This is a genomic window from Rhizobium bangladeshense (genome assembly GCF_017357245.1).
Taxonomy (GTDB): Bacteria; Pseudomonadota; Alphaproteobacteria; order Rhizobiales; family Rhizobiaceae; genus Rhizobium; species Rhizobium bangladeshense.
This window is the reverse complement of the sequence record NZ_CP071615.1, coordinates 263945-287968: the sequence shown is the minus strand read 5'-3', so window position 1 is coordinate 287968 and position 24024 is coordinate 263945. Positions and strand designations below refer to the sequence as shown.

Annotated in this window: 21 protein-coding genes and 4 pseudogenes; 10 read left to right on the top strand and 15 right to left on the bottom strand. The window is 58.2% G+C overall.

Going from position 1 to position 24024, the window contains the following annotated elements; translation table 11 throughout:
- Positions 1–29: 29 nt before the first annotated feature.
- The 4 genes from J2J98_RS27310 to J2J98_RS27295 form a co-directional block, all read right to left on the bottom strand.
- The gene (locus J2J98_RS27310) at positions 30–1838 is read right to left on the bottom strand and encodes a DUF2326 domain-containing protein (RefSeq protein WP_207603856.1); all 1809 of its coding nucleotides are present in this window, start codon (positions 1836–1838) and stop codon (positions 30–32) included.
- 2 nt (positions 1839–1840) lie between these two features.
- On the bottom strand, positions 1841–2089 hold the full coding sequence (locus J2J98_RS27305; protein ID WP_012478041.1) for an ABC-three component system middle component 8: 249 nt from the start codon (positions 2087–2089) through the stop codon (positions 1841–1843).
- Positions 2067–3038: an ABC-three component system protein gene (locus J2J98_RS27300; protein ID WP_207603855.1), complete on the bottom strand. Its 972-nt coding sequence runs from the start codon at positions 3036–3038 to the stop codon at positions 2067–2069. The genes J2J98_RS27305 and J2J98_RS27300 overlap by 23 nt, the downstream gene beginning before the upstream one ends.
- 146 nt (positions 3039–3184) lie before the next feature.
- The gene (locus J2J98_RS27295) at positions 3185–4330 is read right to left on the bottom strand and encodes an RHE_PE00001 family protein (protein ID WP_246569487.1); all 1146 of its coding nucleotides are present in this window, start codon (positions 4328–4330) and stop codon (positions 3185–3187) included.
- Positions 4331–4519: 189 nt separating this feature from the next.
- Here J2J98_RS27295 and J2J98_RS27290 point away from each other — a divergent pair, with 189 nt between their 5' ends.
- Entirely contained in the window at positions 4520–5668 is a 1149-nt protein-coding gene (locus J2J98_RS27290; RefSeq protein ID WP_207603853.1) for a tyrosine-type recombinase/integrase, read from the top strand.
- Positions 5669–5756: 88 nt separating this feature from the next.
- Here the strand turns inward: J2J98_RS27290 and J2J98_RS27285 are convergent, their stop codons facing one another.
- The 5 genes and pseudogenes from J2J98_RS27285 to repA (J2J98_RS27265) form a co-directional block, all read right to left on the bottom strand.
- Positions 5757–6191 carry a type II toxin-antitoxin system VapC family toxin gene (locus J2J98_RS27285; protein WP_207603852.1) on the bottom strand — a complete coding sequence of 145 codons (435 nt, stop codon included), beginning with the start codon at positions 6189–6191 and terminating at the stop codon, positions 5757–5759.
- Positions 6191–6379 carry a type II toxin-antitoxin system Phd/YefM family antitoxin gene (locus J2J98_RS27280; protein ID WP_207603851.1) on the bottom strand — a complete coding sequence of 63 codons (189 nt, stop codon included), beginning with the start codon at positions 6377–6379 and terminating at the stop codon, positions 6191–6193. Before J2J98_RS27280 ends, J2J98_RS27285 begins: the two co-directional genes overlap by 1 nt.
- A 196-nt stretch (positions 6380–6575) precedes the next feature.
- Positions 6576–7853: a plasmid replication protein RepC gene (gene repC / locus J2J98_RS27275; protein WP_207603850.1), complete on the bottom strand. Its 1278-nt coding sequence runs from the start codon at positions 7851–7853 to the stop codon at positions 6576–6578.
- Between the two features lie 238 nt (positions 7854–8091).
- Positions 8092–9132: pseudogene (repB, locus tag J2J98_RS27270) on the bottom strand (plasmid partitioning protein RepB).
- Positions 9117–10325, bottom strand: a complete 1209-nt coding sequence (gene repA, locus J2J98_RS27265; protein WP_207603849.1) for a plasmid partitioning protein RepA — start codon at positions 10323–10325, stop codon at positions 9117–9119. The pseudogene repB (J2J98_RS27270) and the gene repA (J2J98_RS27265) overlap by 16 nt, the downstream one beginning before the upstream one ends.
- Before the next feature lie 419 nt (positions 10326–10744).
- Here repA (J2J98_RS27265) and J2J98_RS27260 point away from each other — a divergent pair.
- Positions 10745–10987 (top strand): annotated as a pseudogene (locus tag J2J98_RS27260) (tyrosine-type recombinase/integrase); the annotation flags it as partial.
- Positions 10988–11773: 786 nt separating this feature from the next.
- Here the strand turns inward: J2J98_RS27260 and J2J98_RS27255 are convergent.
- From J2J98_RS27255 to repA (J2J98_RS27235), 6 genes and pseudogenes are all read right to left on the bottom strand, one after another.
- Positions 11774–11965: pseudogene (locus J2J98_RS27255) on the bottom strand (cold-shock protein); the annotation flags it as partial.
- Between the two features lie 151 nt (positions 11966–12116).
- On the bottom strand, positions 12117–12275 hold the full coding sequence (locus J2J98_RS30550) for an OST-HTH/LOTUS domain-containing protein (protein WP_246569486.1): 159 nt from the start codon (positions 12273–12275) through the stop codon (positions 12117–12119).
- A gap of 207 nt (positions 12276–12482) precedes the next feature.
- Positions 12483–12849 (bottom strand): annotated as a pseudogene (locus J2J98_RS30545) (NYN domain-containing protein); the annotation flags it as partial.
- Positions 12850–13075: 226 nt separating this feature from the next.
- Positions 13076–14290, bottom strand: a complete 1215-nt coding sequence (repC, locus tag J2J98_RS27245) for a plasmid replication protein RepC (RefSeq protein ID WP_207603848.1) — start codon at positions 14288–14290, stop codon at positions 13076–13078.
- Between the two features lie 191 nt (positions 14291–14481).
- Entirely contained in the window at positions 14482–15519 is a 1038-nt protein-coding gene (gene repB / locus J2J98_RS27240) for a plasmid partitioning protein RepB (RefSeq protein ID WP_207603847.1), read from the bottom strand.
- Positions 15516–16778, bottom strand: a complete 1263-nt coding sequence (repA, locus tag J2J98_RS27235) for a plasmid partitioning protein RepA (RefSeq protein WP_207603982.1) — start codon at positions 16776–16778, stop codon at positions 15516–15518. Before repA (J2J98_RS27235) ends, repB (J2J98_RS27240) begins: the two co-directional genes overlap by 4 nt.
- Positions 16779–17114: 336 nt before the next feature.
- Between repA (J2J98_RS27235) and traI the strand changes: the two genes are divergently transcribed.
- Genes traI through trbL form a run of 8 tightly spaced genes read left to right on the top strand, consistent with a single transcriptional unit; the run spans position 17115 to position 24006 of the window.
- A complete protein-coding gene (gene traI, locus J2J98_RS27230; protein WP_207603846.1) occupies positions 17115–17753 on the top strand; it encodes an acyl-homoserine-lactone synthase in 639 nt (212 codons plus the stop codon).
- A complete protein-coding gene (trbB, locus tag J2J98_RS27225; protein WP_207603845.1) occupies positions 17750–18727 on the top strand; it encodes a P-type conjugative transfer ATPase TrbB in 978 nt (325 codons plus the stop codon). Before traI ends, trbB begins: the two co-directional genes overlap by 4 nt.
- Positions 18717–19100: a TrbC/VirB2 family protein gene (locus J2J98_RS27220; protein ID WP_207603844.1), complete on the top strand. Its 384-nt coding sequence runs from the start codon at positions 18717–18719 to the stop codon at positions 19098–19100. Before trbB ends, J2J98_RS27220 begins: the two co-directional genes overlap by 11 nt.
- Positions 19093–19392 (top strand): conjugal transfer protein TrbD, encoded by a 300-nt coding sequence (locus tag J2J98_RS27215; protein ID WP_207603843.1) that lies wholly within the window; start codon positions 19093–19095, stop codon positions 19390–19392. The genes J2J98_RS27220 and J2J98_RS27215 overlap by 8 nt, the downstream gene beginning before the upstream one ends.
- 10 nt (positions 19393–19402) lie before the next feature.
- Complete coding sequence (locus J2J98_RS27210) at positions 19403–21859, top strand: conjugal transfer protein TrbE (RefSeq protein ID WP_207603842.1); 2457 nt, start codon at positions 19403–19405, stop codon at positions 21857–21859.
- The gene (gene trbJ / locus J2J98_RS27205; protein WP_207603841.1) at positions 21831–22634 is read left to right on the top strand and encodes a P-type conjugative transfer protein TrbJ; all 804 of its coding nucleotides are present in this window, start codon (positions 21831–21833) and stop codon (positions 22632–22634) included. Before J2J98_RS27210 ends, trbJ begins: the two co-directional genes overlap by 29 nt.
- Positions 22631–22831 carry an entry exclusion protein TrbK gene (gene trbK / locus J2J98_RS27200; protein WP_207603981.1) on the top strand — a complete coding sequence of 67 codons (201 nt, stop codon included), beginning with the start codon at positions 22631–22633 and terminating at the stop codon, positions 22829–22831. Before trbJ ends, trbK begins: the two co-directional genes overlap by 4 nt.
- A complete protein-coding gene (gene trbL, locus J2J98_RS27195; RefSeq protein ID WP_207603840.1) occupies positions 22825–24006 on the top strand; it encodes a P-type conjugative transfer protein TrbL in 1182 nt (393 codons plus the stop codon). Before trbK ends, trbL begins: the two co-directional genes overlap by 7 nt.
- Positions 24007–24024 lie beyond the last annotated feature (18 nt).

The following is a 24024-nucleotide window of genomic DNA, read 5'->3' as shown; positions in this document are numbered from 1 at the left end:
CTCCGCTGTGATCATCAGTGAGACTGACGTCAGAATTCGGCCATCTTGAACAGCCGTCCAGCTTGTCCGCTATCGTCCAGTCGAAGAACTATCTCGTCATCTGCGAATGCAACGAGCTTACCCTTGGAATCGCGAGGCAGGTCAGACGCGATGACTGTCATGATATATTGAAGCTTTCGGTGGCTGATCTGCTCGCGGACAAGCTCGAGGAATGCCAGCTTCTTTCGATCGTCGAGAGCTTCAAACATTCCGTCGTGATACACGAAATGAAAGAACGGAATGTCCTCGTAAACGCGCAGGAGCGCCAGGTCGAACAAGGCGCAGATCAGCTTCTTGTAGCTGGTACCCTCGCCTTGGCTGGAGGCAACGCCCTTTTGCCCGGCAAGACCCAGGCTGATCTTGTAGTCAAGATTGTTGTTAGAGTTGATGTGAAAGAAGAAGATGCCTTCATGGTTGAGCACTTTTTGACAGTATTCGTTAAAAATCCTGGCGAAGCGCTCATAGATCACCGTCGGCTTTTCTAGCATAGCCTTGATCTCGTCAACGACCCGACCACGATCACGCTCTGCCTCGCGGACCTGCCTCGCAGTTTCCGCCACAGCTTCAAGTTTTTTCCGTTGCTCGCCAAGATATACAAGCTGCGCCTTCTGTTGCGTCACGTCCTTCTGCAATGCCTTGAACTTTTCGAAGGTGTCCGTTGAGCGAAGAACCTTCAGACGCTCGACTCTCCGAGCATCAAGCAACGTCTTTTGATCTTCGGCAGCCGATAGCGCGACCTCAAGCTCCTTGCGGCGCTTACGCAAGGCGGCATTTCGCTCTTGGGTGACCTTCTTCTTAAACTCCACGAGCTCGCCATACTGCTTTTTGAGCTGCGTCGGAAAATGAAGCTTTGCTTCATCAAAGATCGATTGAACTTCGCCCAGATCGAACTTGTCCTTATGGCTGAGAGAGCTGTCGATCTGGCCAATATCGTATCGTGCATCGTAGATCTGCTGATTGAGCGAGGCGATCTCGTCCTCAATGGTGTCGACGAGATCGCGCATTATCCGACGTTCTTCATCGTCGAAGCGAAAGGCATCGAGCTGCCCCTCCAAATCCTCGACATGCTGATGGAGGACCCCGAGTTCCGCCGTCAGTTTGGGAAGGTCCTCTTCTTTGAACTGGACCTCAGACTGCTGTTCAGCCTGCTTTTCCTGGAGTTTCGCAATGCGTTCGTCCAGCTCGTATTTTCGGGTGATCGGATTCTGATTGAAGCCAAAAAGATGAGCAACAAACGGCTTCCAATGAAGATCACGCCCGGCCTGGAACTTCTGCAGCTGCAGTTCATCACTCCAGTCGCCCTGAGAGCGCAGGAAGTAGGTGATCGCCTTTCTGTAGTCGTAAGGTTGAAGCGCACGCAGATCCAGCCATGCGTCAAGAAGCTTGATCGCTTCATCGATCGGCAAATCTGGATGGTCCCAGACGTCGTCGGCAGCGCCGTCAAAATTTTGATCGGGATCTTCATGACGGGAAAAGGCGACGCGCGTGGGTGCAGCAACACTACGCCTAATCGTGGCATACCCACCACCGTTCAACGCGATCTCGAGATAAAAAACAAAATCGGCGAAACGATCCCGATGTTTGTAGAGAAAGCTGTCCTGCGACCATCCCTTCAACATAAGGAAGTCGATCAGCTGCAATAGCGTCGTCTTGCCGAGATTATGCGAATCTTTCTTTCGATCCTTGGGATGTTTGACCTCGCCGAGCACGATGTTCAGCCGATCGCCATTGGCTCCATGATTGAACCCAATAGGTGAAAGAATGTCAGGCAAGTTCGAGTAAAGGCGACTGATTTGCATTGTCAATCGGCCTTGTATTCGAGAGTGTCGTTCTTGATGTGGTACTCTGCCTTACCGAGCAAAAACAGCAGGTCGAGAGCGGGGAGGAACGAAAGTTCCCCATCCGGCCCAACCCGCCGGATGACAACACCGCGCAGCTTCTCGAACTCGCAAACACCGCGCTTTTGCAGCTCCTTTAGGACAAGCGAGAACACGCGCAGCAGCGAGGTATCGAGGTTCAGGTGCTTCTTAGGCGTCAGCATGGACGACATCTTCGTTTTCCTCCAGCTGCTTGATCCCGATATCGCAATTGAAATACATATAGTGCAGCAGGATCGAAATGAGGCGTCGCTTGCCCTTCAAAACGTCGCGTTTCTGCTGAATTTGCTCATACATGAATAGGAAGATGTCGTCGAACGCTCCGAACTGGGCGCGCTTTGCGATGATCTTCTGCTTCAGCTCGTCGGCGGCATCGTGATACAGCGCTGCGAACTCGTCGTTCCTCGGATTTTGTAGGAATTGCGCCACTCGGTCGAAATGCGGCATGGATTGTGCAACGATTACTTGGCCATAATACTCGTCTGAAACCCCGTTGAGCTTGTTTTTCAACGGCATTTTCAACTTCTCAAAGTCGAAGGCGCTCTCGAAGGCGCTTCGCCCGTCGTCCTTGGTGTAGGAATGGAGCGCCCCGATTACCTCAGCCAGATCGTCTGGATTGAAGCGAAATGGCGAAGGATCGAGCAAATTCGGCAGTGTTTCGCGAATATCAGGATAATCGTCGAGAGCTAGGTGAAGACGCTCGACACCAATAATGTGTGCGGATGTCACACCAAGCGCCTTGAGATCCTTCATGTATTTCTCATCCGCGCCGCCCGTATATTTTCGGTTGGAGAAAACGAGGTAGTGATCACAGATGCCCTCACCATTAAGGCGTTTGATCTTCTCGTGTTCCTTCGCGAGTAGCCCTGCGAAATCAGGATCGGAGCATGATTTGTTTGGCGCAGCGATATGCTTGGCCTGCAGGACGAAATGCCCAGACAGCGGTGAAGCCGTGCTTGGAAAGGTGTTGGCGGTCCCGTGGAATTTTCCGTCTCGGCCGCCGTCCCGTCCACGTGCAAAAGGCGTTACACCCTCGCCGAGCCAACGCACGCAAATGCGGACGACGAGTCTTTCGAACTCGTCCTCATTTAGCTCGTGCAGTCTGTAATCGCGAGGCAACATAAGACCAGATTTGCAAACAAAAGTTGAATATAACTCTAACGTTTTTGGACTATCCGAGCGCAATTGAGTTTGCAACGGTGCGGTTACTTATTTGACGAAATCCTGACATATCAAGGGCCGGTGAGCCCTCAACCGAGACTGCGCCACTACACCACTCCCCACGCCCGAAACCTCCCCCTGCCCGTCATCTCGCGAAGCCCCAGTTCCTGCACGATCCGCCGCGCGCCTTGAGGCGTCACCTCAAGCGTCTTCGCCACCATGCCAGCCGAGATCAGCGGCCGCGCCATGACCAACTCGACCAGCTCTGGCAGCCTGGACGACGTTCGCCGCCCCTCCAGCTTGCGCATCATCATCTGCCGCGCCAGCACCAACCGGTCATGCTCCTTGAGCCCCGTCTGCGCAGCAATCGTGAGCGCCCTCGATATCGCCAGCAACCGCGTCTCGCGATCACGATGCCGGCGCCGATCGACGGGAACCGCCTTGAGCCCGAGATTGATGCCGACGAGATGGCTGCCGGTGGTAACGCCGCCCTCGCGCAGGATCGCGGCGGCCAGCAGCCGACCGAGCCAGGGGGCGTGCTGGAGGACGGCGATCTCGTTCCAGGCATCGAGCGCCACGATGGCCTGCAGGACCGGCGGCAGATCCTGGGACCGAGCCACCACCGCCTGCCACTCCGCCAGCCGCTCGTCCTCGTGCCAGCCGAGGTCGTAAACGAACGGATCCTTGTCCGGAGTGCTCTTTACTCGGCCCGGCGGCTTCTTCGCCTCCTCGATCGCGGCCTCGGAACGGGCTAGCACCGCATCGATCGCGGCAAACGCATCGCCCAGCCTGTCATTGTCAGGATCTTCGACTTCCCTTACCTCGGCCCAAGCGTCGCTCACCTCAACGCTCCCATCCCGCACCCCCTCCCCGTCTCCACCCAATGATGCTGCAGGCCACGCCTGCCCGCGCAGCGAAGCGAGGCCTTGAGCAGAGAGAGCCCAAGCGGGCGGATGGGCTGCGATGCGGCGTCGGGTTTTCAGGATGTCGCGGGCGATGGTGAGTTCGTGGGTCGGTGCGCGGATATCCCGGAGCGAGTCATGCAGGACGAGGTCTTCGAGATGGACGAGTTCGCCATCGACCCAGAGCGAGGCATGCGCCTCGAGGAAATGCGAGCGCTCGAGAAAGCCCTCGCCGACGGGAGAGCGGGCAATGCGCTCGTCGAGACGGGCAAGAGAGACCGCTGCCTCGGAGATCGGCCGCAGCAGGCTCTGGATGGGCAATTTTGTGAGTTCATAAAACATTGAATTTATGGTAAATGATTCGTTAAACGAAAGCTATATGCGCATTACGGTTCGGTACTTCTGATAAATGTATCCGCGGTCGCTCACATCCGATAAGTCTTCATTATCGATGGTTGTTGATTTCGCGGCGCAAATTGGTGAGAATCGGCGCAAATCACGGCCGTGAAGGCCACCGAATCCAGTGATTTTGGAGCGATCGTGGCCAAAGCCAAAACATCCCTGAGTGCTGTCGCGCGCCGCGCCGAAGAACTCGACACCATCGCGTCCGTGCTGCCGATGGAGCGCCGCGACGAGCTCGCCGAGCTGCTGACAGACCAGGATGTCGAGACGTTACGCCACCTCGTCAATCAGGGCATGGGAGACAATACCCTGCGGGCTCTCACCTCCGATCTCGCCTATCTCGAAGCCTGGGGATTGGCCGCGACCGGCCGGTCGCTGCACTGGCCGGCACCCGAGGCGCTGCTGCTCAAATTCGTCGCACACCATCTGTGGGATCCGGAGAAACGTGCGAACGACCCCGATCATGGCATGCCGGATGACGTCGACGACAACCTCCGGCGCCAAGGCTTTCTGAAATCCGTTGGCCCGCACGCGCCGGATACGGTGCGCCGGCGGCTGGCCAGCTGGTCGACCCTGACAAAGTGGCGTGGCCTGAATGGCGCCTTCGCCTCCCCTGCCCTCAAGTCTGCCATTCGTCTGGCTGTGCGCGCCGTCCCGAGACAGCGCCGCCGCAAGAGCGCCAAGGCGGTGACCGGCGACGTGCTGGCAAAACTGCTGGCGACTTGCGCGACCGATAGTCTGCCTGATCTTCGTGACCGGGCGATCCTGATGGTCGCCTTCGGCTCCGGCGGCCGCCGGCGCAGCGAAATCGCCGGATTGCGCGTCGAACAGCTGTCTGTCGAGGCGCCGATCGAGGTGCCCGGCGGCTCTCCCCTCCCCTCTCTCGCCATTCATCTTGGCCGCACCAAGACGTCCGATGGCGAACAGGATGAGGTGGTCTATCTGACCGGCCGACCTGTCGAGGCGCTCAACGCCTGGCTGGCGGCCGCCAAAATCGAGAAGGGCAGCGTGTTTCGGGCGATCGGGCGCTGGGGCACGGTGTCGCGGCGGGCGCTCGATCCGCAGTCGGTCAACGCGATCATCAAGCAGCGGGCGGAGATGGCCGGGTTGGAGCCGGGGGAGTTTTCTGCACACGGGATCCGATCGGGATATCTGACGGAAGCGGCCAATCGCGGCATTCCCCTTCCCGAGGCGATGGAGCAGTCGCGCCACCGATCCGTGCAACAGGCAGCAAGCTACTATAACAACGCGACCAGGCGCAGTGGTCGCGCGGCGCGGCTGCTTTAAACCAGGATGAACTCGGTACGACGGAGAACTCCTCGTCTCCTGACCAATCTCACTTGAGCTGCCGGACTTCCAGAGAAAGCCCCCTCCCCTATAACTCCGGCAATGCCTCGAACGGATCGAGTACTTGAACGCCCAAGGGCCTGAAATGGCGCATATTGCGAGTCAAGACCGTCAACCCATGTACTTTAGCCGTGGCGGCTATCGCAATGTCTTCAAAACCCGGCTGGTGGGCGCGAGGGTCATCAAGAATCCGGCCATCAGCACACGCGCATCTCAGATCGAACGACAACAGCTTCTGCGCGTAGAGATATTCGATGCTCTCCCACCAATCTTTTAGCCGCTGTGCCTTGGCGGTCGCGCCATCCCGCTCGGCTTTGGCGATCCCGGATTTGACCTCAGCGGCTGAAATGACCGACAAAAACAATTGCGAACTTGCCTTGTCGAGCCATTCGACCAGCTGGGCGGAACTTTGCCGTTTGGACGGGGCGAGCGCGGATATGACGGTCGTATCGACTACGAACATCAAAGATCAGCGTCTCGGGCCGGCTCATTGCCGGGGAACGCTGCCAACAAACGGCCAAAGCTTGGCACGCGGGATAGCTTTTCATACTCCTCGAACGAAAGCACCACGGCTTCCTTTTTGCCGTGTCGAGTGATGATGGCCGGGTTGCCATGGACCGCCTGGTCGATAACCGCAGAAAACATCCACATCCGATCCAATCGACTTCAGGCGCAAACGAATACCCGAGGAAACAACCACTCTTTCTGTCTGCGCCCGCTCCCGTTGCCGCCCATCCGACCGGATGGCAAGACGACGCCCCTGAACTCGATCTATTCTGCAGCGACTTCAACGCAAAGCTCGTCGCGATTAATCCATTCCGCAAGCCTAAGGGCGGAGTAACAGCTGTTACCTTTTCGCCCTTCTCTCGCGTGTATTCATCTCGCTTTGCGCAAGACCGTAAACGCTTTTTGAGAGGTGAAGACTTCCATCGACCGACCGGTCGACCATTGCACGGAAATAGCCCCCGGGCTTTGCAATCAGGTACGAGTCACGCAAAGATTTTTCGAGCACGGTCGCCAAGATGACAGACGCAGCAGTACGGCCGACCCTCCCTACAGCGTCCACCCATGCAGCCTCCGACAGGCCGATCATGCGCCGCATCACTTCGGCCGCGCCGACAACATCGGACCATCGGCGAAATTCCACGCTGACACATTCCTGTGCCGCGCGGCACCCAACCTGCAGCAAGCCAATCGACACAGCAGCAAGAACGGCACCCTGTATATCACCAGCCGTCTTTTCTGCCTGCCGCAATCGGTTTTGCATGTCACCCGCAGCCGCTTCAGGCTTATTTTCATAAGCCATTTCGGCGGCGGAGCCGTCGTCAGGTGGAATTATGTCTCGCTCGATAGAGCGGGTCCGTTCATTACTATCAGAAAAGATTTTAGGGATTGTATCAGTAGTGGACGTGACGCTGGTGTCACCCGCGGATGACATTTCATGCTCCTGGAAGCGTTGCTCCGCATACTCAAGAACCTCTGCGTAGAGTGATTCGAGACCGCTTGCCTGTTCTGCCCGGCTGGCCACACCATCGATGATTGCTTGCGCGGAGCTTCTCCAGATATCTGACTTTTCCGGGAACTCCTCGCAGGCATCGATGATTGCTCTGGGTAGCCTCGTGACAGCGCGACGTGCATCCTTGCTGGCCTTGAGTTCCCTCTGATAGTTCTCGACGCTCTCCTTGATCTCCTCCAGCCGTACGCGCGCTGGTGTGAAGTCAAGCCCGAAGCCGCTGGTAATCATCCCGCCTTTGTCGCGATCCACGAAACGCCGGCCGGTCGGACTGTCACGGTAGGCGGCGATTCCAGCCTCAACGATCCTGCGCAGGCAACGTGTCACCGTGCGCACGGAGCGCCGCATATATTCGGCTAGCATGGCGTTCGAGATGGCAACGATCGGTCGCCGGGTTCCTTTCCAATCATCGGGGCCCGAGAGGCCAAGGAGAATGTCCAGGGCATGATAGGTCGCGCCGTCGATCCCAAGAATCGGCGCTGCCTTTTTCAACAGGTGAGAGATCTCCGACTTCGAGGTGTCCGGTATGTCGTTGGCCATCGCCATCCGCGCGCTTGCGAGAATGGCCGGACTGACGCGTCTGAACGATGCGATTGCTGTTTCTTCTGTCATGAGCTAGCTGCCCGCAACGCCTTGGCGTGCGGCTCCATCGAGATTCTTGTTGATGAAAGCCAGCAGACGGGCGCAATTTTTCATTCCCGGCTGTTACGCAGGGGTTGATTGTGCCAGCGGTCCGTCATAGAATCAGTGTGTAAGAGCTGATGTCGATGGGACGCTTTCGTACTGTCGGCCAGGATTTCAAGGGTTCGCCGATTGCCGTCGGTGGGCCCTTTCCTATTTCTGAATCAGCCTACCCCATCGGCGCCTCCTCCCGTTTGCTTTCGGTACTCCTCCACCAGCGCCGGAAGCCTTTCGACGAGCCAGGCCGACAGGCCGGGCACCTTGCTTTCCGGAATCGTGATAAGCGTTGAAGAACGCGAAGATTTCGCGGTGATCACGGCGCCGCCGCCGACGTCGACCTCTTCGCCCTGGTTTCCTCTTGCCGCGTTGTGTTCGAGCGCGCTCATCAGCGCAGCGAAGCGCTGATCGCTCGTGGCAGCGGCCCATACAGCCGTCGAGGACACCCTATCGATGATCGCCTGGGCGGCGGCCGGAGCCTTCCCATCCTTGAAATGGGCGGCGAGCTTTTCCCACTTCGGGCGGCCGATCGAGGGAGCCGGACCAATTCTGCCGATCAGTTCGGCGGGGACCTGTTCCGCGATTCCAATCAGCATCGAAAGGTAGGTCAGCTTGCCATCCGCCCTGCCGAGCGCGGCGGCGATCGTCTCCCGCCGGAAGCCGCGCGCCTTGAGCGTCGCGGCAAAGAACGCCTGCTCGATGAAGGAGAGATTGGCGCGTTCGGTATTCTCGATACCTTGAGCGACCACCAGTTCATCGTCGGAGAGATTGCGGACGATGGCTTTCACCGGCCGTTCAAGGATCTGACAGGCGCGCAAACGCCTGTGGCCGTAAGCGACCTGAAAGTAGCCTTGCCTGTCGGGGGAGGTGCGAACGAGGATGGGAAGCCTCTGGCCCTTTCCCGAATGCCATCAACGAAACCCTGGAACTGCGGATCTCCCTCGATATCGAGGCGGTCCCTGACAAAGGAGGGAACGACAAGAGCGGAGTCAATTTCGACAATGGCTTCAGAGCCGCTCAATTGCAGGCGGAGGCGTTCATTCTCCTCCTCGACGGCAACGAAGGCCCGGTCCATCGATTTGAAGGCTCCAGATCCGACTTTCACCGCTGGCCCAGCTGAGATTTGCTTGGCAAGCTCCGCGGAATCGACGTTCGCGAACAGACTTTTCATCCGACTGGAGCGTTCTTTGGCATTTGTCATAACCGTCCCCATACCGATTTGAGGTGGTTGAAGATCTCGAGATTGACCGCGTCGACGGAATCCAGGGCGCGCGTAAGCGTGTCCCGACCAACCGAACCATGCGCCATTTCGTAAAGGCTCTTCTTCTCAAGGCCGGCGCTGGCGATTGCGGTCGTCTCCACCACCGCTGGCGCCAGCACGTCCTCGCCGAACAGGGAGCGCAGAAGCGCGACGACGTTCACCTGCGGAACGTCGTTCGGATTGTGCCTGGTGATGACATATCGGATGAAATCGTGTTCCAGAATACCGCCACGCTCCTCGATGACGTGCATGACATCGCTCACCATCGCCAGGAACTGGTTCATGCTGGCAACGTCGATCATAGCCGGCTGAACGGTGATCAGCAGCGAGGTCGCAGCACAAAGCGCGCCCAGGGTCAGATTGCCCAGTTGCGGCGACGAGTCGATCACGACGACATCATAGTCTTCCTCGACGCTGTTTATGACGGCGCCGAGCCGCCGGAAGAAGATCCCGTCGCCGCGGCCGCCGCCGCTTGCGATCGCCTGCGGCGTCACATGCTCGTATTCCATGAGCTCCAGGTTGCCCGGTACGAGATCGATTCCGTCAAAATAGGTATTGCGAATGACGTCGCGTATCGGTCGGCGGTTGTCGTCGTCATAACGAATCGCCGCATATACGGTCTCGTTGTCGCTGACATCGACCTCCGGCTGATAGCCGAACATGGCCGACAAGGATGCCTGCGGGTCAAGATCGATCGCGAGCACCCGCAGACCCGCCAGCGCAAGATAGTGGGCGAGATGAACGGTCGTCGTCGTTTTGGCCGATCCGCCCTTGAAGTTCGCAACCGCGATAACCTGCAACTTCTCACCGGGACGCCGGCGCGGCAAGAAATCCAAAGCTTCCATGGGCCGCTTCACCGCCAGGTATCTCCGGATCTCATTGACCTGGGCGAGCGTGTAGCTCCTGCGGCCATTCTCCAGCCTCTCTGGCATCGCACCTTCGCCGTCCAATGACATCTGTCGAAGGGTAGATCCTGCGATCCCAAGCATGGTGGCCACGTCGCGCGATTTAAACGTGCGCAACGATTTCATCGCTTTCGGCGGATACAAATCGGTGCGAAGAGACTGCAACTTCGCTGACAACATCTGCGATTGGCGTGTAATCTTCGCAGCGGAGGTTTCGCTTAATGGCCTGTATGTCTTCATCTGTTCCGTTATCCCGTCACGACGGATTTATGCCGCCATTCGCTAATATTCCGTCAGGAATGTTGCAGTTATCGCATACGTCGTCAAACATTCTTTGGTTAGTGACAAAAATGTAATGAATCACAGGCTGCCGGCAATGTGTTGCAGGCGTTCTCCATTGGGGGTGCGACTCAACGTCGGCCGCCCCCCATCGGCGTGCAACGCGGCGTCGCCATCAGCCCTGACCCCAAACTACGGGTACAGCGACACGCACTAGAGGCCGGCCAGCCCGTCTTAAAAATATGGAAAATATTTGCGCGAGTCGCAGATTTGCGACTGGAACCAGCCCGCTGCTTTCCGCAAACCAGGATCCGCTGACCAGCCTAATTCGGACCGAGATCATAGAGCTGATAGCACTCAAGACGATAAATCGCGCAAGGAGGAGCGCCACTGATCCACAGTCGGTCAACGCGATCATCAAGCAGCGGCTAGAAATGGCTGGGTTGGACAGTGGAGAGTTTTCCGCGCATGGTCTGCGCTGGGGTTTGCTGACCGAGACTGCCAACTGTGGGATTCCGCTCCCCGAGGCGATGGAACAGTCGAGACATCGCTCCGTTCAGCAAGCCTCGAGTTATTACAACAATGCCACGCGGCACAGCGGACGCGCTACGCGTATGCTCTGAAGGCTGCTTCCGGCTCGAGCGATCAGAAGTGGGTTACAGACAGCCGATTTTTGCTAACACTTTCCCCGAGAGAGATGGGGTGAGCGATGAACCAAGATTGAGTTGGAGTACGTCTACGTTGCAGCGTGGCCACCTTTACCCCTTCAGCGCTCCCCGCAAAGAGGGGAATATTCGACAGCGTCAGATCAATTGCCACGTTTGCTGAGTCCGCGCGTCTGCCCCTCATGGACGCCGGATGCTTCCCTCCTGTCACAAAATGGCGGGCGGCGGACGATAGAAGGAAGTGCGTGCAGCCTCTGTACCTTCGCTCGCTCGAAGTCGGTCAGGTTGATCGGCCTTCAGCGGGCGCGGCTGGAGCATCACGAGGGAACCGGGGAAGCAGCTCATGTCTCTAAGCTTCTGGTCTGCATCCTCTCAGCAGCATCGAAATTAAAGTCGTCGATGGCCTCCTTGACGCCGGCCGGCTCCATGACCAGATCCACCAAGACGATTGGCGGGACTTCGTGAGCCAATGATCGATAAGGATGTCCCAAATCCTAGTGACGGATGCGGCGGTTGTCCTGCCAGCGCAAGAACAAGCCCAGACCTCCGATAGTGACTGACAGCATGGTGTTCGTCGGACCCAAACGGTTTGGCAGGAGGCGAACCGCTTGAACACTCTGAAGGTAATGCTGCGACGCAGAACGTTGAAGTATGCGTGCTTGCACCGCGTACAGATCTCGGCCTGCAAAAAAGATCGACCGACGAACCTGGTCCATCCGACCCTTCACATAGCAAATAGACTCGGGCCTGCAGGTTGTCCGCAGATATCTTGCCGGACTTGCGATCCTTTACCAGCTCATATGTAATTTTCTGGCCGTCGTTGAGGGGCCCGCTCCACTACTGAAATATGGGCGAACACATCGGCGTGCCGTCGTCCGGCTTGATGAACCCGAAGCCCTTCGTTGCGTTGAACCACTTCACAGTACCCGTCGCCATGACGTCTTCCTTTGAACAATCGCCTTGCCGGAGCGTGTTACGCCGACACTTTTCTTGGCGGCAGCACTGATGGACGCTTCTCGCCGCAGGGGAAAGGCCGTACTCACGGTCTTGTCCCGGTACTTGCTCGCTCTATCGCGGCGAGATGGTGCTACTTTTTGCCTCGTTGTTTCACCCGGATGCTGATCGGACCGCCCTCGGCCTGGCGAACCTCGAACTGGTTCGTCTTGCGGATAACATCGCTGAATTTTCGGAAGCCGAATGTACGCGGGTCGAAATCCGGTGCGAGGTTCAACAACTGCTTGCCCACGGTGCCCAGGTTGACCCAGCCGTCATCACTATCCTCCTGGGACAGTACCTTCTTGATCAGCGGCACGGCCGATGTTGCCGACTGGAGCGGCTTGTCGGTGGAAACCGTATTCTGCTCGTCCTTGATCGCGCCAGGAAGCAGGTTTTCGGTATAGACGAACCGCCGGCAGGCCTGTCGAAAACTTTCCGGTGTCTTCTGCTCGCCAAAGCCGAATACATCGACGCCCTGCTCACGGATCCGGGCGGCAAGCCGCGTAAAATCGCTGTCCGAGGACACTAGGCAGAAGCCGTCGAACCGACCGCTGTGCAGCAAATCCATTGCATCGATGACCAATGATATCGGAAGCATTTTTTCCCGTCGTATACGCGAATTGCTGCTGCGGGATAATCGCGTGCTTTGCGAACACGTCCGCCCAACCCTTGGAGCGCGTGCCGGAAAAATGACCGTAAATGCGACGCACGCTCGCCTCCCCGATTTTGGCTACCTCTTCGAACAGCCCGTCGGCGATTTTAGCGGATGCATTGTCCGCATCAATCAGAACAGCTAGGCGCGGAGATCGAGTGTCAGACGGCATTGCTCTTCCTCATTTTTAAAGCGGTCTCGAAGGCCAGCAGTGCACGGCTCGGACCAGGCAAGGAACTTCATTTAACTTGCCCACCGGACCGATTGCTGCCTTGTCGGATGATGTCAGCAGCCGCCAGCCGAGTTGATCTACCCTTCCGCGCTCCAGCATCCGTCGATATCAAAACCCTGACAGCTGTCAGGGTTTTGATCAGCCGACCACAAGCATTGGCACCCAACTATCCCGTCCTGCGATTGCTATCGTCATCGACCCGAAGCAGCGCCATAAGCGCCGGGCCAAGTGAAAATTCGCCACGTGCTGCTTTGCGTGTCAGGTCTCGCAGATATCCCCCGGGCGAATTGATATGCCCAATTCGCTCAAGGATACAGGCGATCGCCGTGGCGGCATTCTCCGCCCCCATCACCTCACAGGCCTCCTGATAGGCTGACGGGCTGACACCGAGCATTGACCGGACAACGACCGCCGCCGCCATCATTTCGCGCCAACTTCCGATCGCACCATCCGGCCCATACATCGCGATTTCCGGACAAGCCCGCAGCACCATTCCAAGAGGAAAATTCCGCATTGGCTCCCGTTTCGGCCGATCATCGTCAACCGACTTTGCGCCATGGCTATTTCTGGAGCTAGGTTCAAGTTCAGTGATGGATTCGGTTTTTGAATTCTGTATGTGATGCTCACTATGATCATCATTGGTGCTAGTATTTGCGTCTTTTTGCTGCATTCCCAGGATGTTGATGATCTCCTGCTGCAATAGCTCCATTTCGTCCAGGATTGAATTCACGTCGCTGAGCGTTGGAGAGCGCGGAATCCTGCCAACGAGGCCGATGTAAATCATTTCGATGCTTTCCCAATCGCCGGACACGCCTTCTTCGATTGCGGCAGATATGAGCTTTCGAACGTCGCGCCGGCATATCGTCAAATTTTCCTTCGCCTGGCGGAGGGCGAAACGATCTGCGACGACCTGTTGCGCCATCATGGCAAGCTCATCCGCCCGCATGAGCAATGGTGACAGATCAAAGCCGAATGCGGTATCGATCGCACCCCCCTTGTCCTTCCGGGCGTAGCGCTTTCCATTCGCACTGTCCTTACGCACGATCAGTCCAGCCTCGACGAGCAGGGCCAGATGTCTACGAAGCGTAGCACCGGCGATCCCGTGAGCCCGAAGCGTCAATTGCGTGTTGGACGGGAAAACGATGAGCTGCGCGTCTTGGCGCAAGTCGTTGTCTGGGTAAAAGCTTAGGAGGGCGTCCAGCACGGCCAGGCTGCGATCCTGCAGCCCAAGCAGTTCCCTCGCCTCGGAAGCATCCCGAAAGACCTTCCATTTGCCCGCCGTCTTGCCTGGCTTGATCTCACTCGACTCGATTTGCCGTTTCACCAAGGCAAGCGTCATCGGTCGCCGCCCAAAGGGCGTCGTCACACTTCCAATCTGCATTTTCTTCACCTTCAAAAAGGCAAAAGAAACCCGCTCACCAAATTACGGTGCCAAAGACTCTTGACTGGGATTCGGGGAAATGCGATTCTCTAGTTGTCACACATTGAGAGAGGCTTCCACGACGGCAACGTTTGGGGGGCCTTTTCTTTTGCAGTTAGTCCTTTTTTCCATCTCCAAAACCCTGACAGCTGTCAGGGTTTCTCGTCTTCTCGCAGGCGGACAAAGCGCTCCGTTAGCGCTGGGAGCTCCGCCTCAACAAACTTCAAAAAGTCGATCCCGAGTGAACCCTCAGCCGAAATTCGAACCTCTTTTGAGGATATCAACAGGGCGCCAAGCTTCGTTCCGCTCTTGTCTGTAATCGGGCTTGGCTCTTTCCGACCAGTCGATACTGGCTTGATGGCGTTCAATGCACGCTGAAACCTTTGATCGGACGTCTCAACCGTATCGCCCGTCCTAACCAGTGCCGCCCTTAGGGCACCGAGCGCTTCCGCGTCGCCTGCAACAGTCTTAGCAAGATCCAGCCATCGTGGCCGCCCAATCTTCGGCGCCCGCCCGATGGCCTCGATGATATCCGCGGGAACGACCCTGTAGACATTCCGCATGCGAGCCAGTTCTGCGTCCTCGATCGAAAGCGCAGCGTAGATGTGCCGAGGCTTGATCCCCGCATCATCCATTCGGGAGGCAAACAGCGCGCGCTCGATCCAGGTCAGGTCTTGGCGACCCGCGTTTTCGATGCCTTGTGCAAGAACTAGGTCGAGGTCGGAAATTTCGACTTCGAGAGCGCGAACAGGCCTGTCAAGCTGCATGGCAGCGAGCCAGCGTCGATGACCGTAAACGATCTGATAACGACCTGGGGACGAGGGGTGTTTGCGAACCTGGACGGGAACCTTTTGCCCCTCAGTCTCGATCGACCGCTTGAACGCCTCGAAGCGCGACGCATCATCGTCCGGCAGCCTGTCCGGATAAGGGGAAGGGTCGATGAGCGACGGATCCAACTCGCGAATAGCACCACCGCCCGACTCCACGATAGCCTTCAAGCGATCTCGCTCAGTTCGAATGTCGTCGATTGCTCGGTGAGCAGCACCGATCACACCTGCTCCGACACGGTTTCCGGCAACCGGGGCAGGGGCCTGCGACGGCTGCTGTTGATCCGCTGCCTGATCGCTCTCCAGCTCTGCGGAAAGCAACCCGAAGCTGGCGACAATCGACTTCCGAGGGGATTTGCTCATGTCCGCCCCCAGCTCTCATTGACGAGGCGAACAATCGCCTCGTTCACCGCATCTACCGCCTCGCGGGCACGCTTGTGGGTATCGCGTCCGATCTGTCCCAATTCGAGCTCGTATACCGAGCGTTTCGCCAAGCCGGCTGCTTCAACGGCGGTGCTTTCAATGGCGGTGGGCAATAATACATCGGGGCCGAACAGATGCCGAAGCATCGCAACGACTTGCGACTGTGGCGCGTCATTGGGGTCGTGTCGTGTAACCAGATACCGAATGAAGTCCTGGTCCAACTGAGCGCCGCTCTCGTTCAGAACACTGATCAGATCACCCATCATGAGAAGGAACTGGCTCATTGACGCGACGTCCAGCATGGCCGGGTGGACTGTAATGATCATGCTAGTCGCGGCGTATATCGCGCTCAACGTCAGAAAGCCCAGCGATGGCGGAGTGTCGAGAATCACGATGTCGTAGTCCGCCTCGACTTCCGAAAGGGCGAGTTTCAGCCGCTCAAAGAAGATTGCACCGGAGCTGGACTTGTTCGCCAAGATCCGTGGCGTTTCGTGCTCATACTCCATGACTTCAAGATTGCCAGGAATGAGGTCGATGCCACCAAAATATGTCTTGCGAATTATGTCGCGGATGGGACGACGCTCGGCGTCATCGTAACGCAAAGCGGCATAGATCGTTTCGTTCGACCCGACGTCAACTTCTGGCTGAGCACCGAACAAAGCGGACAAGGATGCTTGCGGGTCCAGGTCGAGTGCGAGGACGCGATACCCATGAAGGGCGAGATAGTGGGCAAGATGGACACAGGTCGTCGTCTTCGCGCTGCCGCCCTTGAAGTTGGCTATAGCAAGAACCTGGAGGTGCTCGCCGGCACGACGACGGGGCAGGAACCGCAAGGCGTCTGCTGGCTTTTGAATAGCGAACAATTCACGCAGTTCATTGATCTGGTCCAGCGTGTAGACGCGATGGTTGTTTTCCAGCCTACTGGGAATCGGCCCACGTCCTTCGGTGGACATGAGCTTCAGGGTGGAATCGGGTATAGATGTCAGCTTCGACACTTCGTTGGTCAGAAAGGGACGCAGGGTCTTTTCCGATTTCGGCGGATACATACGAGTTCTGAGCTGCTGCAATTGCCCGGACAGAAGCCCGGCATGGCGCATGATTTTGCTGCCGGCATCTTCCTTTGAGCCAACACTTGCTTGTACTCGGTTTGCTATCGCCATCTGTCCCTCTTGGCGGCTTTTCACCGGTTTACCGGCCATTGCCCGCCAAAAATAGAACACGATTCTCCGAACTGGTCCAGCGGTTTACGGTTAACAAAGGGTGAACCACGAGGGACAATTTTCATAAGGCCATTGGGTTTTTGCTTTTCCGCTCCGGGAGTTAGCCCCAAACGGCGCGATCTCTGATCCCGCAATGTTCTCCTGTGAATCCTACAAATCCGAACAGTGTAGCAGCACGTAGATGGGGCGGTTCCGTAGCGCCACAGCCCTCATGACCCGCGACTCACCTCGCTACGCGCATGTTGAATCCTACAACTGCCCTCCGATCCCAATCTGTGCTGATTTCCTCGCCATCCAACGATGATGGAGAAAAGCATGCATCTTCTCACACTCTCAACGCCCCGGACGATTCAAGAGGCGCATCTCCTGCACATCCATCACCAGCTTCGTGCTCGGGTCTTTTCCGATCGCCTGGGTTGGGAAGTCGACGTAACGGCGGGGTGCGAGTCCGATCGTTTCGACGCGCTTCGGCCGACTTATGTGCTCGCCGTCGCAGAGACGGGCGGATTGATGGGGTGTGCGAGGCTTCTTCCTTCGCTTGGTCCAACAATGGTGGCCGACGTTTTCCCGTCGCTACTTCCCGACGGTCAACTCAATGGTCATGCCGCGATGATCGAGAGTTCTCGCTTCTGCGTCGACACAACTCTCGCGGAGGGGAGGGGCGACGGCTCGGTCCATGAAGCGACGCTCACCATGTTCGCTGGCATCATCGAATGGTGCATGGCGAATGGGTACACTGAGATTGTTACGGTGACCGATCTTCGATTCGAGCGAATCCTCGCTCGCGTCGGATGGCAGCTGCATCGTTTAGGCGAACCCAAGAAGATTGGCGTGACGATCGCCGTAGCGGGCACACTGGCCGCCGACGCAGATACGTTCCTCAGGCTTCGCCCCTCCAACTACCGTTCTCAACTCGCGCCCTGTCAGCCGGGCAGCCTAAGGAGAAATCCATGAACCAGCTTCGCTCTCACCCTCGGCTCGTCCGCAAACTTCAGGATGCGCTCGGCGATCAGCTTTGTGTTGCCCTGGACGACGCTAACGTCGTCGAAATCATGCTCAATCCGGACGGCAAATTATTCATCGAACGGCTAGGTCACGGCGTTGCGCCCGCCGGCGAGATGTCATCCGCTGCCGCGGAGATGGTCATTGGTACAGTGGCGCACGCGCTTCAGTCAGAGGTCGACACGGAACAGCCAATCATCTCCGGCGAGCTGCCAATCGGTGGTCACCGCTTCGAGGGACTGTTGCCTCCCGTTGTCACCAAGCCTGCCTTCACGATTCGTCGTCGGGCATCGCGCCTTATTCCGCTCGAAGACTATATTTACGCCGGGGTGATGACAGAATACCAAGCCGCAACGATCCGCAGTGCCATTTCCACGAGGCTGAACATCATCATTTCCGGGGGAACGGGCTCGGGCAAGACGACGCTTGCGAACGCTGTGATCCAAGAGATCGTCAAATCTGCCCCAGACGATCGCCTCGTCATTCTTGAGGACACCTCGGAAATCCAATGCGCCGCCGAAAACGCAGTTCTCCTGCATACCAGCGATACGATCGACATGGCGCGGCTCCTCAAGAGCACCATGCGCTTGCGACCCGACAGAATCGTGGTTGGCGAGGTCCGCGACGGCGCAGCTCTGACGCTGCTCAAGGCCTGGAACACCGGCCACCCGGGCGGCGTGGCGACCATTCACTCGAACTCCGCCATGTCGGCGCTGCGCCGGCTTGAACAGCTCACGGCCGAAGCAAGCCAGCAGCCGATGCACGAGGTAATCGGAGAGGCCGTCGACCTGGTCATTTCGATTGAGCGGACGCCGCGTGGGCGGCTTGTTCGCGACATCATTCAAGTCGAGCGGTTCATCAACGGACAGTACGAGATCGAATCCGATCAGTTCACCGAAGAATTGGAGGCGCGCCATGTCGCGTAAGCATCCCCTCATCGCCGCCGCGCTCCTTGCGGCGCCAATCATTCTTGCCTCTGTCGTGCCGGCGCTCGCCAGTTCCGGGGGCAGTCTCCCATGGGAAGGGCCGCTGCAGCAGATCCAGGAGTCGATCACTGGACCGGTCGCGGGTGCGATCGCGCTTGCAGCCGTGGCCATTGCCGGCGGCATGCTCATCTTCGGCGGCGAGCTCAACGATTTCGCGCGGCGACTTGTGTACGTCGTTCTTGTCGCCGGCATCCTGCTCGGCGCCACCAACATTGTCGGCCTGTTCGGTGCGACCGGCGCTTCGATCGGGCTGACCGACGAGCAGATCACGTCAATTGGTTCGAACAGAGGAGGGGAGGGAGATCATGGCTGAGTCCCTGTCCGGCCTGCGGCGTAACCGCATCCATCGCGCGCTCTCTCGCCCGAACCTGCTCATGGGCGCCGACCGGGAGCTGGTCCTGATCACCGGTCTTGCAGCAGTGATCCTGATCTTCGTCGTGCTTACGGCCTATTCGGCGATCTTCGGCCTCACTGTCTGGGTCGTGATCGTCGGGCTGCTCAGGATGATGGCGAAGTCCGACCCACTGATGCGGCAAGTCTATATCAGGCACATTTCATACAAGCCCTACTACAAGGCAACCACTATGCCGTGGCGGCGGTACTGAGGAGGCGGCCATGGTAGCTCTCAAACGCTTCCGGGTGACCGGCCCTTCCTTCGCCGATCTCGTTCCCTATGCCGGCCTGGTCGACAATGGTGTCCTCCTCTTGAAGGACGGAAGCCTGATGGCCGGCTGGTATTTCGCTGGCCCGGACTCCGAAAGCGCGATCGACCTCGAGCGTAACGAGCTGTCGAGGCAGATCAATGCCGTTCTGTCGCGGCTCGGAAGCGGCTGGATGATCCAGGTGGAGGCCATCCGTATTCCAACGGTCGACTATCCATCAGAAGATCGATGCCATTTCCCCGACCCGGTAACCCGCGCAATCGATGCCGAGCGTCGGGCGCATTTCGCGCGCGAGCAGGGCCATTTCGAGAGCAAGCATGCGCTGATCCTGACCCACCGGCCGCTCGAATCCAAAAAGACTGCTCTCAGCAAATACATCTATTCGGATGAGGAAAGCCGGAAAAAATCCTACGCGGACACGGTGCTCTTCGTGTTCAAGAACGCGGTGCGAGAGCTTGAGCAGTATTTGGCCAACACGCTTTCGATCCGGCGAATGGAAACCCGTGAAACGGTCGAAAGGGGAGGCGAGCGAATTGCCCGATACGACGAGCTGCTGCAGTTCGCGCGGTACTGCACTACCGGGGAAAGCCATCCAATCCGGCTACCCGACGTTCCCATGTATCTCGACTGGATCGCCACCGCGGAGCTTGAGCACGGACTGACGCCAAAGGTCGAAAACCTTTTTCTCGGCGTCGTTGCGATCGACGGTCTGCCGGCCGAGAGCTGGCCCGGTATTCTCAACAGCCTAGACCTGATGCCGCTGACTTATCGGTGGTCATCGCGCTTCATTTTCCTTGATGCCGAGGAGGCCCGGCAAAAGCTCGAACGGACGCGGAAGAAATGGCAGCAGAAGGTCCGGCCGTTCTTTGACCAGATATTCCAGACACAAAGTCGATCCGTCGACCAGGACGCGATGACGATGGTAGTCGAGACTGAGGATGCGATCGCGCAGGCCTCGTCGCAACTGGTTGCCTATGGCTATTACACACCGGTCGTTGTGTTGTTCGACAGCGATCGCGAAGCACTCCAGGAGAAGGCCGAAGCGATCCGGCGGCTGATCCAGGCGGAAGGTTTCGGGGCACGGATCGAAACGCTCAACGCCACCGACGCCTATCTCGGTAGCTTGCCAGGCAACTGGTATTGCAACATCCGTGAGCCGCTGATCAACACCAGCAATCTCGCCGACTTGATTCCGCTGAACTCGGTCTGGTCCGGAAACCCCGTCGCGCCATGCCCCTTTTACCCACCGAATTCGCCGCCCTTGATGCAGGTTGCGAGCGGCTCGACAGCGTTTCGTCTGAACCTGCACGTCGATGATGTCGGCCACACGCTGATCTTCGGTCCGACCGGTTCTGGCAAGTCGACGTTGCTCGCCCTGATCGCCGCGCAGTTTCGTCGCTACGAAAATGCGCAGATCTTCGCCTTTGACAAAGGCAGTTCACTTCTGCCCCTGACGCTCGCAGCCGGCGGCGATCACTATGAGATCGGCGGCGACAATGCGGAAGAGGGGAGGGCGTTGGCCTTTTGCCCATTGTCCGAACTCAAAAGTGATGCCGACCGGGCTTGGGCAACAGAGTGGGTCGAGATGCTGGTCGGTCTGCAGGGAGTCACCATCACCCCCGATCATCGCAACGCCATCTCTCGGCAGATCGGCCTCATGGCCAGTGCATCCGGTCGCTCGCTCTCGGATTTCGTCAGCGGCGTGCAGCTGCGCGAGATCAAGGACGCACTGCATCATTACACCGTCGATGGCCCGATGGGCCAGCTTCTCGATGCAGAAGAGGACGGCCTCACACTCGGCGCCTTCCAGACCTTCGAGATCGAGCAGTTGATGAATATGGGCGAACGCAGTCTCGTTCCGGTGCTGACCTACCTGTTCCGCAGGATCGAGAAGCGGTTGGATGGGTCCCCCAGTCTGATCGTGCTCGACGAGGCGTGGCTGATGCTCGGCCACCCTGTCTTCCGCGACAAGATTCGCGAGTGGCTCAAGGTGCTGCGCAAGGCGAATTGCGCCGTCGTTCTCGCGACCCAATCGATCTCGGATGCCGAGCGGTCCGGGATCATAGACGTGCTGAAGGAATCCTGCCCGACAAAAATCTGCCTCCCGAATGGCGCCGCTCGCGAGACAGGGACGCGAGAATTTTATGAGAGAATCGGGTTCAACGAGCGCCAGCTCGAAATCGTCGCTACCGCCATACCGAAGCGCGAATACTACGTCGCCACGCCAGAAGGCCGGCGGCTCTTCGACATGTCGCTTGGGCCAGTTGCGCTGAGCTTTGTCGGCGCGTCGGGCAAAGAGGACCTCAAACGCATCCGCGCACTGAAATCCGAACATGGCCACGAATGGCCGATCCACTGGCTTGAAACGAGAGGAGTTCACGATGCCGCATCGCTACTCAGGTTCGAATAGATGGCTCGCCTGCTTGGCCGCCGCCGCTCTCACGACCGGCGCTGCAGGCTCAGTGCAAGCCGGAACAGCCACCGGCGCTGCGACCGAATGGACGCAGCTCGCCAACAATGCGCAGCTCGTAGATCTTCTAAAAAGCTCCGGCATCCAGGTCGACAATCAGCTGACGCAGATCAGCCAGCTTGCAGAGCAGATCCAGAACCAGCTGAAGATCTACGAGAACATGCTGCAAAACACTGCGCAGCTTCCTGATCATGTCTGGGGGCAGATCGAAAGCGATCTCAACCAGCTGCGCAGTATCGTCGACGAGGGACAGGGCATCGCCTTTTCGATGGGGAATGCGGACGATGTTCTCCAGCAGCGCTTTCAGAGCTATGCCGATCTCAAGACCAACTTGCCGGACAATGCAACGTTTTCCTCGACCTACCAGTCCTGGTCGAACACCAACCGCGACACGATCGCCAGCTCGCTGAAAGCGGCGAGCCTCACGGCCGACCAGTTCGATAGCGAAGAAGATACAATGTCCTCGCTGCGGTCGATGTCCGAAACGGCTGACGGGCAGATGAAGGCTTTGCAGGTCGGCCACGAGATCGCGGCTCAGCAAGTCGCGCAAATGCAGAAGCTTCGCGGTCTCGTCTCCCAACAGATGACAATGATGGGAACATGGCTTCAGACGGAACAGACCGACAAGGACCTGGCGCAGGCGCGGCGAGAAAAGTTCTTCAACGCCGAGGTCAAGAGCGTTCCGGAAGGCCAGAAAATGGAACCGCGATGGTGAGCCGCCCCGTCCTCATTGCCTTGGTCCTGGCTGTCGCCGCTGCATCGTCTGCCGCGACAGTACTGATCGTCAATTCCCGAAACACAAGAATACCTGCGCTCACCGAGGAGCAGCGCGCCGTCCGGGAAAAATTCTTCGGCTCCGACAAGGAGCTGCCGCCGATCAAAGAAGGTCAGGAGATGCGCCCGAGATGGTGAAGGTTGCTGTCGCGCGTTCATTCCTGATTACCGGTCTTTTTTGCCTCGCCTATGCTGTTCCCGCATTCGCGCAGGAGGGACAGGTCCTCACGGAACTGGAAAACCAGGTCTCGTCCGCTGCGAAGGGGTGGGAGACCACCATCATGGAGGCGGCGAAATCCCTATTCTGGATTCTCGCAACGATCGAGATCGGCATTGCGGCCGTTTGGTTGGCAATCCAGTCAGCCTCACTGGACAGCTGGTTCGCCGAACTGGTGCGGCGGATCATGTTCATCGGGTTCTTCGCATTCGTCCTTACTCAAGGTCCGACCTTCGCCCGAGCTGTGGTCGACAGCCTCTTCCAGATTGGCGCCGGTGGCGGTTCAGCGTCACCCGCTGAGGTGTTCGACGCCGGCATTCGGGTCGCCTCGCAAATGTCCGAGCAGGCACAGTTCGGCGTGTTCGAAGACAACGCGCTGGCAATTGCGGCCGTGTTGGCAATGGGAATCGTCGTTATCTGCTTCTCGCTGGTCGCCGCGATTTTCGTGTCGGTCATGGTCGAGATGTATGTCGGCCTGCTCGCCGGTATGATTATGCTCGGATTGGGCGGCTCATCCTTCACGAAAGACTTCGCTATCCGCTATCTCGTCTACGCCTTCGGCGTCGGCATGAAGCTCATGGCCCTGGTGATGATCGCCAAGATCGGATCGAACGTCCTGCTTGGCCTCGCTCAAGCTCCGACTGCCTCGTCGGATCAGTTCGTCACCACCTTGGCCATTGCCGGTATCTCCGTCGTCGTCTTAATCATCGCGATGTACGTCCCGAACATCATCCAGGGCGTCGTCCAGGGCGCATCGGTTTCCGGAGGAATGGAAGCGATCCGCCACGGCGGCCAAGCGGCCTCTTTTGCCGCCGGTGCCGGCTTCCTCGCAGCCGGCGCTGCCGGCGCGGGGTTTGCGGTGGCTCAAGCCGCACGAGCTGGCGGTTCATCCGTTGCAGGTGCCGCTCTTCGCGGCATGGGTGCGAGCTTCAGTTCTGGTGCACAGGCGGCGGGATCGGCGGCGAAGGAAAAGGCAATCGGCTCTCCGGGCGCTTATGCCGGGTCCATTCTCGGACTGGCCAATGGCAAGCTCGATGAACAGCGCGGCGGTCATAGCGGACCGAAGCCTCCTCCCGAACGCAACGACAAACCGTAATCGAGACAAGGGAAGAAT